Below are 15,522 nucleotides of genomic sequence, written 5' to 3' on the forward strand. Positions count from 1 at the left end.
TCATGCCAGTGGCTTGCGACTTGTAAGGCAGCAAAATATCGATCTGGTTCACCGACGGCCTTGTATCAATTGAGTCATAGTGGCCGGCTGACGACTTTGCGGCGGCGGCGCAGGGAAGCCAGGACCGCAAGGACAGGACCCAGGACCATGCCTGCCAGGAATGCCGCGATGATGAGCACTGCAACCGGCAACTGCGGGCCGGTGTAGCCCAGCACCACGATGTTCACGGGTTGCTGGTTCTCCAGCATGAACACGACGCCCGCCACCAGCACCAGGAGGACCAGGGCCACTAGCAGCAGTTTTTTAACCTTGTGCACTACGCACTCCTTTTGCCGAATGCCTCAGGCATGTTCGTGCTCTTCATCCTCATTCACCCGGTCGCGCAGCTCCTTGCCTGGCTTGAAGTGAGGAACGAATTTCCCATCCAGACTGACCGACTGCCCGGTCTTGGGATTGCGGCCTACCCGTGGTGCCCGGTAGTGCAGCGAGAAGCTGCCAAAACCGCGAATCTCGATACGATCACCCGTGGCCAGGCACTGTGACATCTGCTCAAGCATGGTCTTGATGGCCAGCTCCACATCCTTGGATGAAAGCAGGCCTTGATGGGTGACAATACGGTCGATCAGTTCAGATTTCGTCATATTTTTCCCTTCTTTATCAAGAAGCTAGACAATCGCTTCAAAGGTTTTAGCATGGCTGGAGGGATTTGAACAGCCCGCGTATTGACTTGTTGCAAAGGTTTACGGTAGATCGCGGAATCCGGACATCAGGATTGCTTGCAACGCACCACCAGGCTACGACTCGACATGCTTGCAGGATTGATACCAAAGGGGTAGTCAGGCGTATCGTCGGTCAGGTCCGTGGACTTGCTCAGCACGCTATAACCCCGCACCCCGCAGGCGCTCTCCGCTTTCTCGTAGCACTTCTCCCACGAGGACGTGATACCCGAGCAATTGATGTGCAGGGTAGCGAGGCCCTTCACGTTGTGGCTGGACATGGTCGCTGAGCAGCCGGACAACGTGATCAACAGGGTGAGAGGCAGCCATCCTTTCATTACCGGTCCTTCTGATTGCCCCCGAAACGGTCAATGACCGTTTCGCCGGGTCGCCGCATGCCCTCTTTTGGGTAGACAACTGATTTTTCAGGAGATTCTCCTGCATCCCGGATTTCTTCCGGCGGAGCAACAGAGTGGCGACTGTTTATGACTGTTTAATGTAGCAGGCCGGTAGAAGGTGCACCGCTGCCGCGACAAGACAATCAGCAGGCAGGTTGAAACGGCCTGCCTGCTGTTGGAGGGCACTGGCTCACTGCACCTCGACGTCGACGGCCTGATCCCCCCTTGGGGTGCGCTCCACGGTGAAGGTCACTCTCTGGCCCTCCAGGAGGCTCTTGAAGCCATCACCCTTGATGGCCTTGTAGTGGACGAACAGATCCTTGCCTGCTTCAGCGGCGATGAAGCCAAATCCTTTTTCGTTGTTGAACCATTTGACGGTGCCGGTGGGCATGGGCGCTTCTCCTTGGGTTGAGCGGCCGCGACTGTGGAATGCGCGGGCTTCCTGCATGGGTGACCCGAGCGATAGTGCGACAAGACTGGGAGGAGGATCAACGAAGGGATTGTTTCAAAATGCACGCTGTAGCAGCTGCCGAAGGCTGCGTCGGCGGTGGTCCTGCTTATACCGCGACAACCATGACGCGGCCTGGGGCCGCTGCTACAGGGATACGTGGGCGGACGCAAATCGCGGGCACAAAAAAGGGCGACCGAAGTCGCCCTTTTTCTAATGGTCAATCAGAACTTAGTTCTGCTTTTCCATTTGAGCACGCAGCAGGTCACCCAGGGTGGTTGGACCAGTTGCGATGTCCGAAGCAGCTGGCTTGTCGCGCAGGCTCTGGATTGCTTCTTTCTCGTCTTCAACGTCTTTCGACTTGATGGACAAGTTGATCACGCGCGACTTGCGGTCAACGCTGATGATCTTGGCTTCGACTTCTTCGCCTTCCTTCAGGACGTTACGCGCGTCTTCAACGCGGTCACGGCTGATTTCGGAAGCTTTCAGAGTGGCTTCGATGTCGTCGGCCAGGGTGATGATGGCGCCTTTGGCGTCAACTTCTTTAACGGTACCGCGAACGATAGCGCCTTTGTCGTTGACAGCAACGTAGTTGGAGAACGGATCGCTTTCCAGTTGCTTGATGCCCAGGGAGATGCGCTCACGCTCTGGATCAACCGACAGGATCACAGTGTTCAGCTCATCGCCTTTCTTGTAGCGGCGTACTGCTTCTTCGCCAGCTTCGTTCCAGGAGATGTCGGACAGGTGAACCAGACCGTCGATGCCGCCGTCCAGACCAATGAAGATACCGAAATCGGTGATCGACTTGATGGTGCCGGAGATTTCGTCGCCCTTGTTGAACTGGCCAGAGAAGTCTTCCCATGGGTTCGACTTGCACTGCTTGATGCCCAGGGAGATACGACGACGCTCTTCGTCGATGTCCAGAACCATGACTTCCACTTCGTCGCCGACTTGTACGACTTTCGAAGGGTGGATGTTCTTGTTGGTCCAGTCCATTTCGGAAACGTGTACCAGGCCTTCAACGCCTTCTTCCAGCTCAGCGAAGCAGCCGTAGTCGGTCAGGTTGGTCACGCGCGCCATGACGCGGGTGTTCTCTGGGTAACGAGCCTTGATAGCAACCCATGGGTCTTCACCCAGTTGCTTGAAGCCCAGGGAAACGCGGTTGCGCTCGCGATCGTACTTCAGAACCTTGACGTCGATCTCGTCGCCAACGTTGACCACTTCGGAAGGGTGCTTGATGCGCTTCCAGGCCATGTCGGTGATGTGCAGCAGGCCGTCCACGCCGCCCAGGTCCACGAAGGCGCCGTAGTCGGTGAGGTTCTTGACGATACCCTTGACTTGCTGGCCTTCCTGCAGCGATTCCAGCAGAGCTTCGCGCTCGGCCGAGTTCTCTGCTTCCAGGACGCTGCGACGGGAAACGACAACGTTGTTGCGCTTCTGGTCCAGCTTGATGACCTTGAATTCCAGCTCTTTGCCTTCCAGGTGCGTGGTATCACGAACCGGACGGACGTCGACCAGGGAACCAGGCAGGAACGCACGGATGCCGTTAACGTCGACAGTGAAGCCGCCTTTAACCTTACCGTTGATAACGCCCTTGACCACTTCTTCGGCGGCGAAAGCTGCTTCCAGAACAATCCAGCACTCGGCGCGCTTGGCTTTTTCACGGGACAGCTTGGTTTCGCCAAAGCCGTCTTCGACCGCGTCCAGCGCAACGTGAACTTCGTCACCGACCTTGATGGTCAGCTCGCCAGCTTCGTTGTAGAACTGCTCGAGCGGGATGACGCCCTCGGATTTCAGACCGGCGTGGACAGTAACCCAGTCACCGTCGATATCGACAACGATACCGGTGATGATCGCACCTGGTTGAAGGTTGAGGGTTTTCAGGCTTTCTTCAAAGAGTTCCGCAAAGCTTTCGCTCATTTTAATTCCTGTAGATTTGGGCGGTAGAAACGCCCATCAGCCGCACTCCAGACAATGCGGGTTCGTTCATAGTAAAGAAGGCGTACGGGCTAGGGACTGGTTTCCCGTACGCGTTCTGGTCACCCGGCGATGTCGCGTAGTGCGACTTCGCTCATGATGCGTTCCAACACCTGCTCGATCGACAATTCCGTGGAATCCAGCTGTATGGCGTCAGCCGCCGGCTTGAGCGGGGCTACCGCTCGCTGGGTGTCACGCTCATCGCGCGCACGTATCTCATCTAGCAGACTCGACAGACTAACATCTTCGCCTTTGCCCTTCAACTGCAAGTAACGTCGACGAGCACGCTCCTCGGCACTGGCGGTCAGGAAGATTTTCAGCGGTGCATCAGGGAACACCACGGTGCCCATGTCGCGGCCATCGGCGATCAGGCCCGGGGCCTCCAGGAACGCGCGCTGGCGCTGCAGCAGGGCGTCGCGCACCGCCGGCAGGGCGGCGACTTTCGAGGCGCCGGCGCCGGCGGTCTCGGTGCGGATCACGCTGCTGACCTCATCACCCTCGAGGATGATGCGTTGCAGCTGGCCTTCGGTGGCGGCGATGAATTGCACATCCAGATGAGCGGCCAGTTGCGCGAGCAAGGCTTCGTTGTCCAGGGCCACGCCATGGTTGCCGGCATTGAAGGCCAGCAGGCGATACAGGGCGCCGGAGTCCAGCAGGTTCCAGCCCAGGCGCTTGGCCAGGATACCGGCCACAGTGCCTTTGCCCGAGCCGCTTGGGCCGTCGATAGTAATTACTGGCGCGTGGGAAATCACGACTTGCCCTCTTCGGTTACACGGATCCCGACCTGGCCGCACACGGCCAGGAAGTTGGGAAAGGAGGTGGCGACGTTGGCGCAATCCAGGATGCGGATGGGCGCACTGGCGCGCAGCGCGGCGACACTGAAGGCCATGGCGATGCGATGGTCGCCCTGCCCTTGCACTTCGCCACCGTGCATTGCACCGCCGTCGATGATGATGCCGTCCTCGGTTGGCTGACATGTTACACCCAGCGCCGTGAGGCCGTCGGCCATGGCCTGGATGCGATCCGATTCCTTGACCCGCAGTTCCTGGGCGCCGCGCAGCACGGTACGCCCCTGGGCGCAGGCGGCGGCGACGAACAGCACCGGGAATTCGTCGATGGCCAGCGGTACCAGCTCGACGGGAATATCGATGCCCTGGAGCGCGGCCGAGCGCACATGCAGGTCGGCCACCGGCTCGCCGCCCACTTCACGGCGGTTTTCCAGGCGAATGTCGGCGCCCATCAGGCGCAGGATGTCGATGACACCGGTGCGGGTGGGATTGATGCCCACGTGCTCCAGCACCAGGTCCGACCCTGCGGCGATGGACGCGGCCACCAGGAAGAACGCGGCGGAAGAAATATCCCCCGGCACCTCGATGCGCGTGGCCGTCAGTGGCTGGCCGGCCGCCAGGGACACCGTGGCGCCCTGGGTGTCGACCGGGTAGCCGAAGCCACGCAGCATGCGCTCGGTGTGGTCGCGGGTCGGCGCCGGCTCGGTGACGCGGGTCTCACCCTGGGCGTACAGGCCCGCCAGCAGCAGGCTGGATTTGACCTGGGCACTGGCCATGGGCAGCGTGTAGTCCAGCGCCTTGAGCGGCTGGCCCCCGCGAATGGTCAGCGGCGGCAGGCCGCCGGCGCCGGTCTCGATCTGCGCGCCCATTTCCCGCAATGGCTTGGCCACGCGGCTCATCGGGCGCTTGGACAAGGACGCATCGCCGGTCAGCACGCTGTCGAAGCGCTGGGCCGCGAGCAGCCCGGCCAGCAGGCGCATGCTGGTGCCGGAATTACCGACATAAATAGGCCCCGGCGGCGGCTGCAAGCCATGCAGGCCGACGCCATGAATGGTCAAGCGGCCGTGGTGCGGGCCCTCGATGACCACGCCCATGTCGCGGAACGCCTGCAGGGTGGCCAAGGCGTCCTCGCCTTCAAGGAAGCCTTCCACCTCGGTGGTGCCGTCGGCGAGCGCGCCGAGCATTACCGCACGGTGGGAAATGGATTTGTCGCCCGGCACGCGGATACGCCCCGACAGGCGGCCACCCGGTGCGGCGACGAAATTCAGGTCGCGCGCCTCGCGCTTGTCCACGTAGGCACGGCGGGCGAGGATCTTGCCGAAGTGTTCGCGCGCCATGCGCGCGCGGGTGAACACGCCGAGCATCTTCTGCCCGTCGCCAGCGTCCACGGCGTCACGCAGCGCGTCAAGGTCGCTGCGGAAGGTGTCGAGGGTGCGCAGCACCGCGTCGCGGTTGGCCAGGAAGATGTCATGCCACATCACCGGGTCGCTGCCGGCAATACGGGTGAAGTCGCGGAAACCGCCCGCGGCGTAGCGGAAGATTTCCAGGTTTTCGTTGCGCTTGGCCAGGGAATCCACCAAGCCGAAGGCCAGCAGGTGCGGCAGGTGGCTGGTGGCCGCCAGCACTTCGTCGTGGCGCTCGATGGCCATGTGCTCGACGTCGGCGCCCAATGCGCGCCACAGCGCGTCGACGATGGACAACGCACGCGGCGCGGTCTCCGGCAACGGCGTGAGGATGACCTTGTGGCGCTGGAATAGCTTGGCGTTGGAGGCCTCCACCCCGCTCTGCTCGGACCCGGCAATCGGGTGGCCGGGCACGAAGTTGAGCAGCTGCGCCGGCGCCAGCACTTCACGCGCCGCACGCACGACGTTGCCCTTGGCACTGCCCACGTCGGTGAGGATGGCATCGCCCAGGTCGAGCTGCGCCAGCTTGGCCAGCAGTTTCTCCATGGCCAGGATAGGCACGGCCAGCTGAATCACGTCGGCGCCCTTGCAGGCTTCGGCCAGGTCCGCCTCGCAGCGGTCGACCACGCCCAGTTCCACCGCCAGCTTGCGCGACTGCGGGTCCAGGTCCAGGCCCACCACTTCCGCGCACAGCCCGCTTTCGCGCACGCCCTTGGCGAAGGAACCACCGATCAGGCCCAGGCCGACCACCACCAGGCGGCCGATCAGGGGCTTGGGTGCTACTACCGAAAAACCATCAACCACGTGCCAGGACCTTGCTCAGCGCTTCCAGGAAACGAGCGTTTTCAGTCGGCAGGCCAATGGTCACCCGCAGGTGGTTGGGCATGCCGTAGTTGGCCACCGGACGCACGATCACGCCTTCCTGCAACAGGCCCTGGAACACCGGCGCAGCCACGCGGCCCAGGTCGATGCAGAGGAAGTTGCCCTTGGACGGGATCCAGCCCAGGCCCAGCTCGCGGCAGCCTTCCTGCAGCTGTTGCATGCCGAACTCGTTGAGCTCGCGGCTCTTGGCCAGGTAGGCGCTGTCGGTCAGCGCCGCACAGGCGGCCGCCAGGGCCAGGCTGTTGACGTTGAACGGCTGGCGCACGCGGTTGAGCACGTCAGCGATCACCGGCGAGGACAGCGCGTAGCCCACGCGCAACGCTGCCAGGCCATAGGCCTTGGAGAAGGTGCGCGAGACCAGCAGGTTGGGGTGCTGCGCCAGGTAGTCGAGGCCGTCCGGCAGCTCGCCGCCGGTGGCGTATTCGATGTAGGCCTCGTCCAGCACCACCAGCACGTCCTGCGGCACGTCGCGCAGGAAGTCGCCCAGCGCCTGGGCATTGAACCAGGTGCCGGTCGGGTTGTTGGGGTTGGCGATGAAGACGATGCGGGTGTTGGCGTCGATGGCCGCCAGCATGGCCGGCAGGTCGTGGCCCCACTCCTTGGCCGGCACCACGCGCGACTCGGCGCCCACGGCCTGGGTCACGATCGGGTAGACGGCGAAGGCGTGCTCGCTGAACACCGCGTTCTGGCCAGGGGCCAGGTAGGCGCGGGCCACCAGCTCGAGGATGTCGTTGGAGCCGTTGCCCAGGGTGACCTGGTTGACCTGCACACGGCAGCGCTCGGCCAACAGGGTCTTCAGCTCGAAGCCGTTGCCGTCGGGGTAGCGGGTCAGCTCGGCCAGCTCGTTGGCGATGGCTTCGCGCACCTTGGGGCTGGCACCCAGCGGGTTTTCGTTGCTGGCCAGCTTGACGATGTTCGCCGGGTCCAGGTTCAACTCGCGGGCCAGTTCATCCACCGGCTTGCCGGGGACGTAAGGCGACAGCTTTTGTACGCCCGACTGCGCGAGGGCGAGAAAATCACTCATTGCTAAACCTCAGAGAACGGCTTTCGGGTACGAGCCCAGCACCTTGAGTGCCACGGCTTCCTGGCTGATCTTCTCGAGCACGCCCTTGATCAGCGGATCACGGTGATGGCCGACGAAATCGATGAAGAATACGTAGGTCCATTTACCGCTGCGTGACGGACGGGTCTCGATACGGGTCAGGTCGATGCCGTTGTCGTGGAACGGCACCAGCAGCTCGTGCAGCGCACCCGGGCGGTTGCTCATGGAGACGATGATCGAGGTCTTGTCGTCGCCGGTGGGCGGCACTTCCTGGTTGCCGATGATCAGGAACCGCGTGGAGTTATCCGGGCGGTCCTCGATTTTCTCGGCCAGGCGGGTCAGGCCGTAGAGGCTGGCCGCCATGTCGCCGGCGATGGCCGCCGAGTTCCACTCGCCCTTGACCCGCTTGGCGGCCTCGGCGTTGCTGGACACGGCGATACGCTCGACGTTGGGGTAATGCGCGTCCAGCCACTTGCGGCACTGGGCCAGGGACTGGGCGTGGGAATAGATACGCGTGATCGCGTCGGTCTTGGTGCTTTCGCCAATCAGCAGGTGATGGTGGATACGCAGCTCCACCTCACCGCAGATGACCATGTCGTGTTCCAGGAAGCTGTCCAGGGTGTGGTTGACCGCACCCTCGGTGGAGTTTTCCACCGGCACCACGCCGAAGTTGACCGCACCAGCCACCACTTCACGGAACACTTCGTCGATGGCCGCCATCGGCTTGCTGATCACGGCGTGACCGAAGTGTTTCATGGCCGCCGCCTGGGTGAAGGTACCTTCAGGGCCCAGGTAAGCGACTTTCAGTGGGTTCTCCAGGGCCAGGCACGAGGACATGACTTCGCGGAACAAGCGCGCCATCTCTTCGTTGCTCAATGGGCCCTTGTTGCGTTCCATCACGCGTTTCAGCACCTGGGCTTCACGCTCGGGCCGGTAGAACACCGGCACCTCGCCTTCGGCCAGGGAGGCCATTTTCACGCGGGCAACTTCTTCGGCGCAGCGGGCACGATCGCTGATCAGTTCGAGAATTTTCTCGTCCAGGGCATCGATGCGCACCCGCAGGGCTTTCAGCTCCTGGTCAGACATCAGGCGTTTTCCTTCTCGAACTCGGCCATGTAGGCAACCAGCGCTTCAACCGCGTCCAGGCCCAGGGCGTTGTAGATGGAGGCACGCATGCCGCCCACCGAACGGTGACCCTTGAGGTTGAGCAGGCCACGGGCGTCGGCGCCGGCCAGGAAGGCCTTGTCCAGGCGCTCGTCCGCCAGGCGGAACGGCACGTTCATCCACGAGCGGGCGTTGTGCGAGATCGGGTTGGTGTAGAAGGCGCTGCTGTCGATGAAGCCGTACAGGCGGTCTTTCTTGGCGCGGTTGCGCGCTTCCATGGCCTCGACACCACCCTGCTCCTTCAGCCACTCGAACACCAGGCCCGAGAGGTACCAGGAATAGGTGGCCGGGGTGTTGTACATCGACGCGTTGTCGGCGGCGATCTTGTAGTTGAGCATGGTCGGGCAGGCGCTGCGGGCGCGGCCCAGCAGGTCTTCGCGAATGATCACCACCACCAGGCCGCTGGGGCCGATGTTCTTCTGCGCGCCGGCGTAGATCATGCCGTACTGCGACACGTCGATGGGGCGCGAGAGGATGTCGGAGGACATGTCCACCACCAGCGGCACGTCACCGGTCTGCGGTACCCAGTCGAATTCCAGGCCGCCGATGGTTTCGTTGGACGCGTAGTGAACGTAGGCGGCACCTGGAGTCAGGTTCCACTCGTTCTGGCCAGGGATGGCCAGGTAATCGTAAGGCTTGGCGCTGGCGGCGACGTTGATGTTGCCGTAGCGACGCGCTTCTTCGATGGCCTTCTTCGACCAGATGCCGGTCTCGATGTAGTCCGCGGTGCCGCCTTCGGGCAGCAGGTTCAGCGGGATCTCGGCGAACTGCTGGCTGGCGCCACCCTGCAGGAACAGGACCTTGTAGTTGGACGGAATGGACAGCAGGTCACGCAGGTCCTGCTCGGCCTTCTCGGCAATGGCCACGTAGTCGTCGCTGCGGTGGCTCATCTCCATGACGGAGAGGCCCTTGCCGCGCCAGTTCAGCATTTCGGCCTGGGCGCGCTGCAGGACAGCTTCAGGGAGCGCAGCGGGACCTGCGCAGAAGTTAAAGGCTCGGTTGCTCACATCCACTCTCGCTCTGCTTGAATTCGTTAGATCGGCGGTGAGGCCATCGCGGCCAAGGCCGGCTCCTACGGCCAACGTTGACGGCAACCAGCACCACCACCCAAATATCATTGAGGGCACCGAAGTGCCCCCATGATCCATCACGACAATTTATTCCTGCGGCAACTCGTCGTCGCCTGGCGCCTCATCCGCCACCTCGGCGCCTTCGGCCGGCGCTTCGAAGCCCTCTTCGCCCTCGAGCAATTCCTCGCCCTCGACTTCCGATGGCTCCTGCACGCGCTCCAGGCCTACCAGCGTCTCGTCGCTGGCCAGCTTGATCAGCGTCACGCCCTGGGTGTTACGGCCCAGGCTGGAGACTTCGCTGACGCGGGTACGCACCAGGGTGCCCTGGTCGGAAATCAGCATGATCTCCTCGCCGTCCAGCACCTGTACAGCCCCGACCAGACGGCCGTTGCGGTCGTTGCTGACCATGGCGATGACGCCCTGGCCGCCACGCTTGTACTCGGGGAACTCGCCGATGGCGGTGCGCTTGCCATAACCACGCTCGGAAGCGGTGAGGATCTGGCTGCCTTCTTCAGGGATCAGCATGGAAATCAGCTTCTGCCCTTCTGGCAGGCGCATGCCGCGCACGCCGCGGGCGGTACGACCCATGGCCCGTACGTCGGATTCCTTGAAGCGGGTGACCTTGCCGCCGTCGGAGAACAGCATGACTTCACGCTCGCCGTCGGTGATGGCGGCCGAGATCAGCACGTCGCCTTCGTCCAGCTCCAGGGCGATCAGGCCCACGCTGCGCTGGCGGCTGAAGGATTCCAGCGGGGTCTTCTTCACGGTGCCGTTGGCGGTGGCCATGAAGATGAAGTGACCTTCGGTGTATTCCTCCACCGGCAGCATGGTGGTGATGTACTCGCCATCGTCCAGCGGCAGCAGGTTGACCAGCGGGCGACCACGGGCGGCACGCGAGGCCTCCGGGATCTCGTAGGTCTTGAGCCAGTACACCTTGCCCTTGCTGGAGAACAGCAGCAGGGTGGTATGGCTGTTCGCTACCAGCAGGTGGGCGATGTAGTCTTCGTCCTTCACACCGGTAGCCGACTTGCCCTTGCCGCCGCGGCGCTGGGCCTGGTAGGCAGCCAGTGGCTGGGTCTTGGCGTAGCCGCCGTGGGAGATGGTCACCACGCGCTCTTCTTCCGGGATCATGTCACCCAGGGTCAGGTCCAGGCGCGCGTCGAGGATCTCGGTGCGGCGCACGTCGCCGTATTCGGCGCGGATCACTTCCAGCTCTTCGCGAATCACTTCCATCAGGCGCGCAGCGCTGTTGAGGATGCGGATCAGCTCGCCGATCTGGTTGAGGATCTCCTGGTACTCGGCCAGCAGCTTCTCGTGCTCCAGGCCGGTGAGGCGGTGCAGGCGCAGGTCGAGGATGGCCTGGGCCTGTTCCGGCGACAGCCAGTACTTGCCGTCACGCAGGCCGTACTGCGGATCCAGGTTCTCGGGGCGCGACGACTCGGCGCCGGCCGCTTCCACCATGGCTACCACGGCGCTGGATTCCCAGGCAGTGCTGACCAGGGCTTCCTTGGCCTCGGACGGCGTCGGCGAGGCCTTGATCAGGGCGATGACCGGGTCGATGTTCGACAGGGCAACGGCCTGGCCTTCCAGGATGTGGCCGCGCTCGCGGGCCTTGCGCAGCTCGAACACGGTGCGGCGGGTGACCACTTCGCGGCGGTGGCGCACGAAGGCTTCCAGCAGGTCCTTGAGGTTCAGCACCCGTGGGCGGCCGTCGATCAGGGCCACCACGTTGATGCCGAACACGGCCTGCATCTGGGTCTGGGCGTAGAGGTTGTTGAGGATCACCTCCGGCACTTCGCCGCGACGCAGCTCGATGACGATACGCATGCCGTCCTTGTCGGACTCGTCGCGCAGTTCGGTGATGCCTTCCAGCTTCTTCTCTTTCACCAGCTCCGCGATCTTCTCGATCAGGCGGGCCTTGTTCAGCTGGTACGGCAGCTCGGTGACCACGATCTGCTGGCGGCCGCCAACCTTGTCGATGTCTTCGACGGTGGAACGGGCACGCATATAAATGCGGCCACGGCCGGTGCGGTAGGCCTCGATGATGCCGGCGCGACCGTTGATGATGCCTGCGGTCGGGAAGTCGGGGCCGGGAATGTACTGCATCAACTCGTCGACGGTGATGTCGGCGTTGTCGATCAGCGCCAGGCAACCGTCGATGACTTCACCGAGGTTGTGTGGCGGGATGTTGGTGGCCATGCCCACGGCGATACCGCTGGAGCCGTTGACCAGCAGGTTGGGGATGCGCGTCGGCATCACCGCCGGGATCTGCTCGGTGCCGTCGTAGTTGGGCACCCAGTCCACGGTTTCCTTGTGCAGGTCGGCCAGCAGCTCATGGGCCAGCTTGGTCATGCGCACTTCGGTGTATCGCATGGCCGCGGCGTTGTCGCCGTCCACCGAACCGAAGTTGCCCTGGCCGTCTACCAGCAGGTAGCGCAGGGAGAAAGGCTGGGCCATACGCACGATGGTGTCGTAGACCGCGGTGTCACCGTGAGGGTGGTACTTACCGATCACGTCACCGACCACACGGGCGGATTTCTTGTACGGTTTGTTCCAGTCGTTACCCAGTTCACTCATCGCAAACAGAACGCGGCGATGCACGGGCTTCAAGCCATCACGCGCATCAGGCAGTGCACGCCCGACGATGACGCTCATCGCGTAGTCGAGGTAGGACTGTCTCAGCTCGTCTTCGATATTGACCGGGAGGATTTCTTTGGCCAGTTCGCCCATGAGAAGCCTGATTCCTTTTTCTGGTGAAACTCCGTCACATCCAATGGGACGAACGAAGCTCGCCGCCGACGGCACGGCCGTGAGGCGACTTACGACAAATCAACGAGTTATGCTCTGGATCTGCGCAGTGGGGGCCACCTCAAAGGGCGACCCTGGAAACCGTCGGATGTTACCACAAAGCCCGTCAGGGACCTATCCCCTGGAAGGCTTGCAAACCCATTAATTGATGAGTGATCGCGCCTGGGATGGCTCTGAGGGGCTTTTGTGCGCAATTGGCAATGTTTACACCCCTGATTTCCCCGTAGCAGCTGCCGAAGGCTGCGTCCCGGATCGGCGCGGTCCCAGAGGGTGCGCGGCGCAGGTGCGAGTCAATGCAACCGCTTGCGACACATCAGCTGGGCCAGCTTGGCCGCGTCGGGCCGCTCGACGATGCCTTTCTCGGTGATGATCGCGTCGATCAGGTCCGCCGGGGTCACGTCGAACACCGGGTTGAAGGCATCGACATCGGCGCCCAGGCGCTGCCCGCCCACTTCCAGCAGTTCGCGGCCGTCGCGCTCCTCGATGGGAATGTCCTCGCCACTGGCCAGGCTCATGTCGATGGTGGAACTGGGCGCCACCACCATGAAGCGCACGCCGTGGTGCATGGCGGTGACGGCCAGCTGGTAGGTGCCGATCTTGTTGGCCACGTCGCCGTTGGCGGTAATGCGGTCGGCGCCGACGATGACCCAGGTGATGCCTTTGGTTTTCATCAAGTGCGCGGCGGCGGAATCAGCGTTGACGGTGACCGGGATGCCCTCGTTGGCCAGCTCCCAGGCGGTCAGGCGCGAGCCCTGCAGCCACGGGCGGGTTTCATCGGCGTAGACGCGCTCGACCATGCCTTCGATGAACGCCCCGCGGATCACCCCCAGCGCGGTGCCGAAGCCGCCGGTGGCCAGGGCGCCGGTGTTGCAGTGGGTTAGGATGGCCTGGGCGTTGCCCTGGTGACGGCGGATCAGATCCACGCCCAGCTGGGCCATGGTCAGGTTGGCCTCGCGGTCGCTTTCATGGATGGCCAGGGCTTCGGCCTCCAGCAGGCCCAGCACGTCGGCATGGCCCTTGACCCGTTCCAGGCGCTCGCGCATGCGGTTCAGCGCCCAGAACAGGTTGACCGCCGTAGGCCGCGAGGCCGCCAGCACGGTGAAATCCTGCTCCAGCGCTGCCAGCCAGTCGCCCCCCTGGGCATGACGTTGGCGGGCGCCCAGGACGATGCCATAGGCGGCACTGATGCCGATGGCCGGCGCGCCGCGCACCACCATGCCACGGATGGCCTCGGCGACGCCGGCGGCGTCGGTGTAGGCCAGCCAGGTCTCCTGGTGCGGCAGCACGCGCTGGTCGAGCAGATGCAGGGCCCCGTCACGCCAGTCGATGGCCTTCACTTTCTCTGCTGCCAATAGACGTTCGCGCATTGCCCACCCCTGATCTGAAAGCTGACATCAAAAGCGGCCGATTATAGCGAGCCCCCGGGGAAGACGCTCGGGTATACTTCGCCATCACCGACCCAAAGCACTGGAACCTCACCATGCCCGACGCTGCCCAGCCCCTCGACCTGTTGCTGTTGCCCAGCTGGCTGGTGCCCGTGGAACCGGCCGGCGTGGTGCTGAAGGAGCATGGCCTGGGCGTGCGTGACGGCAATATAGTGTTTATCGGCCCGCGAGCGGAAGCCTTGAAGCTGGCGGCCCGCGAGGTGCGCGAGCTGCCCGGCATGCTGCTGACCCCGGGTTTGGTCAACGCCCACGGCCACGCGGCCATGACCCTGTTCCGCGGCCTGGCCGACGATTTGCCGCTGATGACCTGGCTGCAGGACCACATATGGCCCGCCGAAGGGCGCTGGGTGGACGAGGCGTTCGTGCGCGACGGCACTGACCTGGCCATCGCCGAGCAGCTGAAAGGCGGCGTTACCTGCTTCTCGGACATGTACTTCTACCCGCGCGCGGCCAGCGAACGGGTGCACCACAGCGGCATGCGCGCGCAAATCAGCATTCCGGTGCTGGATTTCCCCATCCCGGGTGCACGCAGCGCCGATGAAGCCCTGCACCAGGGCGTGGAACTGTTCAGTGACCTGAAACACCATCCGCGCATCTCCATTGCCTTCGGCCCCCACGCCCCTTATACCGTGGGTGACGCCAACCTGGAAAAAATCCGCGTGCTGGCCGACGAACTGGACGCTGCCATCCAGATGCACGTGCACGAGACGGCCGGCGAAGTGGAGCAGGCCCTGGCGCAGGGTGGCGAGCGGCCACTGGCGCGCCTGGGCCGCCTGGGCCTGCTGGGCCCGCGCTTCCAGGCCGTGCACATGACGCAAATCAGCGAAGAGGACCTGGCCCTGCTGGTGGAAAGCAACACCAGCGTGGTGCACTGCCCCGAATCCAACCTCAAGCTGGCCAGCGGCTTCTGCCCGGTGGAACGCCTGTGGCAGGCCGGCGTCAATGTGGCAGTAGGCACCGACGGCGCCGCCAGCAACAATGACCTCGACCTGCTGGGCGAGACGCGCACCGCCGCGCTGCTGGCCAAGGCCGTGGCCGGCAACGCCACCGCCCTGGACGCCCACCGCGCCCTGCGCATGGCCACGCTCAACGGCGCCCGCGCCCTGGGCCTGGAAGCCAGCATCGGCTCGCTGGAAGTGGGCAAGGCCGCCGACATGACCGCGTTCGACCTGTCGGGGCTGGCCCAGCAGCCAGTGTACGACCCGGTTTCACAACTGATCTACGCCACGGGCCGGGACTGCGTGACGCACGTCTGGGTCGGTGGTAGCGCCCTGCTTCAGGACCGTGCGCTGACGCGCATGGACGAACAGGGCCTGGCGGCCACCGCCGCCGGCTGGGGCCAGCGCATCGCGGCCCGGCACGAATAACCCTTGCGGCCGCC

Annotated in this window: 13 protein-coding genes; 1 reads left to right on the plus strand and 12 read right to left on the minus strand. The window is 63.7% G+C overall.

Annotated features, from left to right (window positions below):
- Positions 1 to 74: 74 nt before the first annotated feature.
- The 12 genes from AC0Z2B_RS13280 to mtnA form a co-directional block, all read right to left on the minus strand.
- Positions 75 to 317, minus strand: coding sequence for a LapA family protein (locus tag AC0Z2B_RS13280; protein ID WP_476297163.1), 243 nt, complete (start codon positions 315 to 317; stop codon positions 75 to 77).
- Positions 318 to 341: 24 nt separating this feature from the next.
- Complete coding sequence (ihfB, locus tag AC0Z2B_RS13285) at positions 342 to 641, minus strand: integration host factor subunit beta (protein ID WP_008370717.1); 300 nt, start codon at positions 639 to 641, stop codon at positions 342 to 344.
- A gap of 125 nt (positions 642 to 766) precedes the next feature.
- Positions 767 to 1,054: a hypothetical protein gene (locus AC0Z2B_RS13290; protein WP_476297164.1), complete on the minus strand. Its 288-nt coding sequence runs from the start codon at positions 1,052 to 1,054 to the stop codon at positions 767 to 769.
- Positions 1,055 to 1,304: 250 nt separating this feature from the next.
- Entirely contained in the window at positions 1,305 to 1,505 is a 201-nt protein-coding gene (locus AC0Z2B_RS13295; RefSeq protein ID WP_476297166.1) for a cold-shock protein, read from the minus strand.
- A gap of 288 nt (positions 1,506 to 1,793) precedes the next feature.
- Positions 1,794 to 3,482, minus strand: coding sequence for a 30S ribosomal protein S1 (rpsA, locus tag AC0Z2B_RS13300; protein ID WP_027977357.1), 1,689 nt, complete (start codon positions 3,480 to 3,482; stop codon positions 1,794 to 1,796).
- 119 nt (positions 3,483 to 3,601) lie between these two features.
- Positions 3,602 to 4,291 carry a (d)CMP kinase gene (gene cmk / locus AC0Z2B_RS13305; RefSeq protein WP_416423019.1) on the minus strand — a complete coding sequence of 230 codons (690 nt, stop codon included), beginning with the start codon at positions 4,289 to 4,291 and terminating at the stop codon, positions 3,602 to 3,604.
- Positions 4,288 to 6,498, minus strand: a complete 2,211-nt coding sequence (locus AC0Z2B_RS13310) for a bifunctional prephenate dehydrogenase/3-phosphoshikimate 1-carboxyvinyltransferase (RefSeq protein ID WP_476297202.1) — start codon at positions 6,496 to 6,498, stop codon at positions 4,288 to 4,290. Before AC0Z2B_RS13310 ends, cmk begins: the two co-directional genes overlap by 4 nt.
- Positions 6,499 to 6,526: 28 nt before the next feature.
- The gene (hisC, locus tag AC0Z2B_RS13315) at positions 6,527 to 7,636 is read right to left on the minus strand and encodes a histidinol-phosphate transaminase (protein ID WP_476297168.1); all 1,110 of its coding nucleotides are present in this window, start codon (positions 7,634 to 7,636) and stop codon (positions 6,527 to 6,529) included.
- Between the two features lie 9 nt (positions 7,637 to 7,645).
- Positions 7,646 to 8,740 (minus strand): prephenate dehydratase, encoded by a 1,095-nt coding sequence (pheA, locus tag AC0Z2B_RS13320; RefSeq protein ID WP_416423017.1) that lies wholly within the window; start codon positions 8,738 to 8,740, stop codon positions 7,646 to 7,648.
- Positions 8,740 to 9,825 (minus strand): 3-phosphoserine/phosphohydroxythreonine transaminase, encoded by a 1,086-nt coding sequence (serC, locus tag AC0Z2B_RS13325; protein ID WP_416423016.1) that lies wholly within the window; start codon positions 9,823 to 9,825, stop codon positions 8,740 to 8,742. The genes pheA and serC overlap by 1 nt, the downstream gene beginning before the upstream one ends.
- 150 nt (positions 9,826 to 9,975) lie before the next feature.
- Positions 9,976 to 12,618, minus strand: coding sequence for a DNA gyrase subunit A (gene gyrA, locus AC0Z2B_RS13330; RefSeq protein WP_476297171.1), 2,643 nt, complete (start codon positions 12,616 to 12,618; stop codon positions 9,976 to 9,978).
- 368 nt (positions 12,619 to 12,986) lie between these two features.
- Positions 12,987 to 14,063: an S-methyl-5-thioribose-1-phosphate isomerase gene (mtnA, locus tag AC0Z2B_RS13335; protein ID WP_476297173.1), complete on the minus strand. Its 1,077-nt coding sequence runs from the start codon at positions 14,061 to 14,063 to the stop codon at positions 12,987 to 12,989.
- Positions 14,064 to 14,176: 113 nt separating this feature from the next.
- On the opposite strand from mtnA, the gene AC0Z2B_RS13340 reads away from it, so the two are divergent.
- On the plus strand, positions 14,177 to 15,508 hold the full coding sequence (locus AC0Z2B_RS13340) for a TRZ/ATZ family hydrolase (protein ID WP_476297175.1): 1,332 nt from the start codon (positions 14,177 to 14,179) through the stop codon (positions 15,506 to 15,508).
- Positions 15,509 to 15,522 lie beyond the last annotated feature (14 nt).

The organism is Pseudomonas sp. GYB4201 (assembly GCF_056312595.1).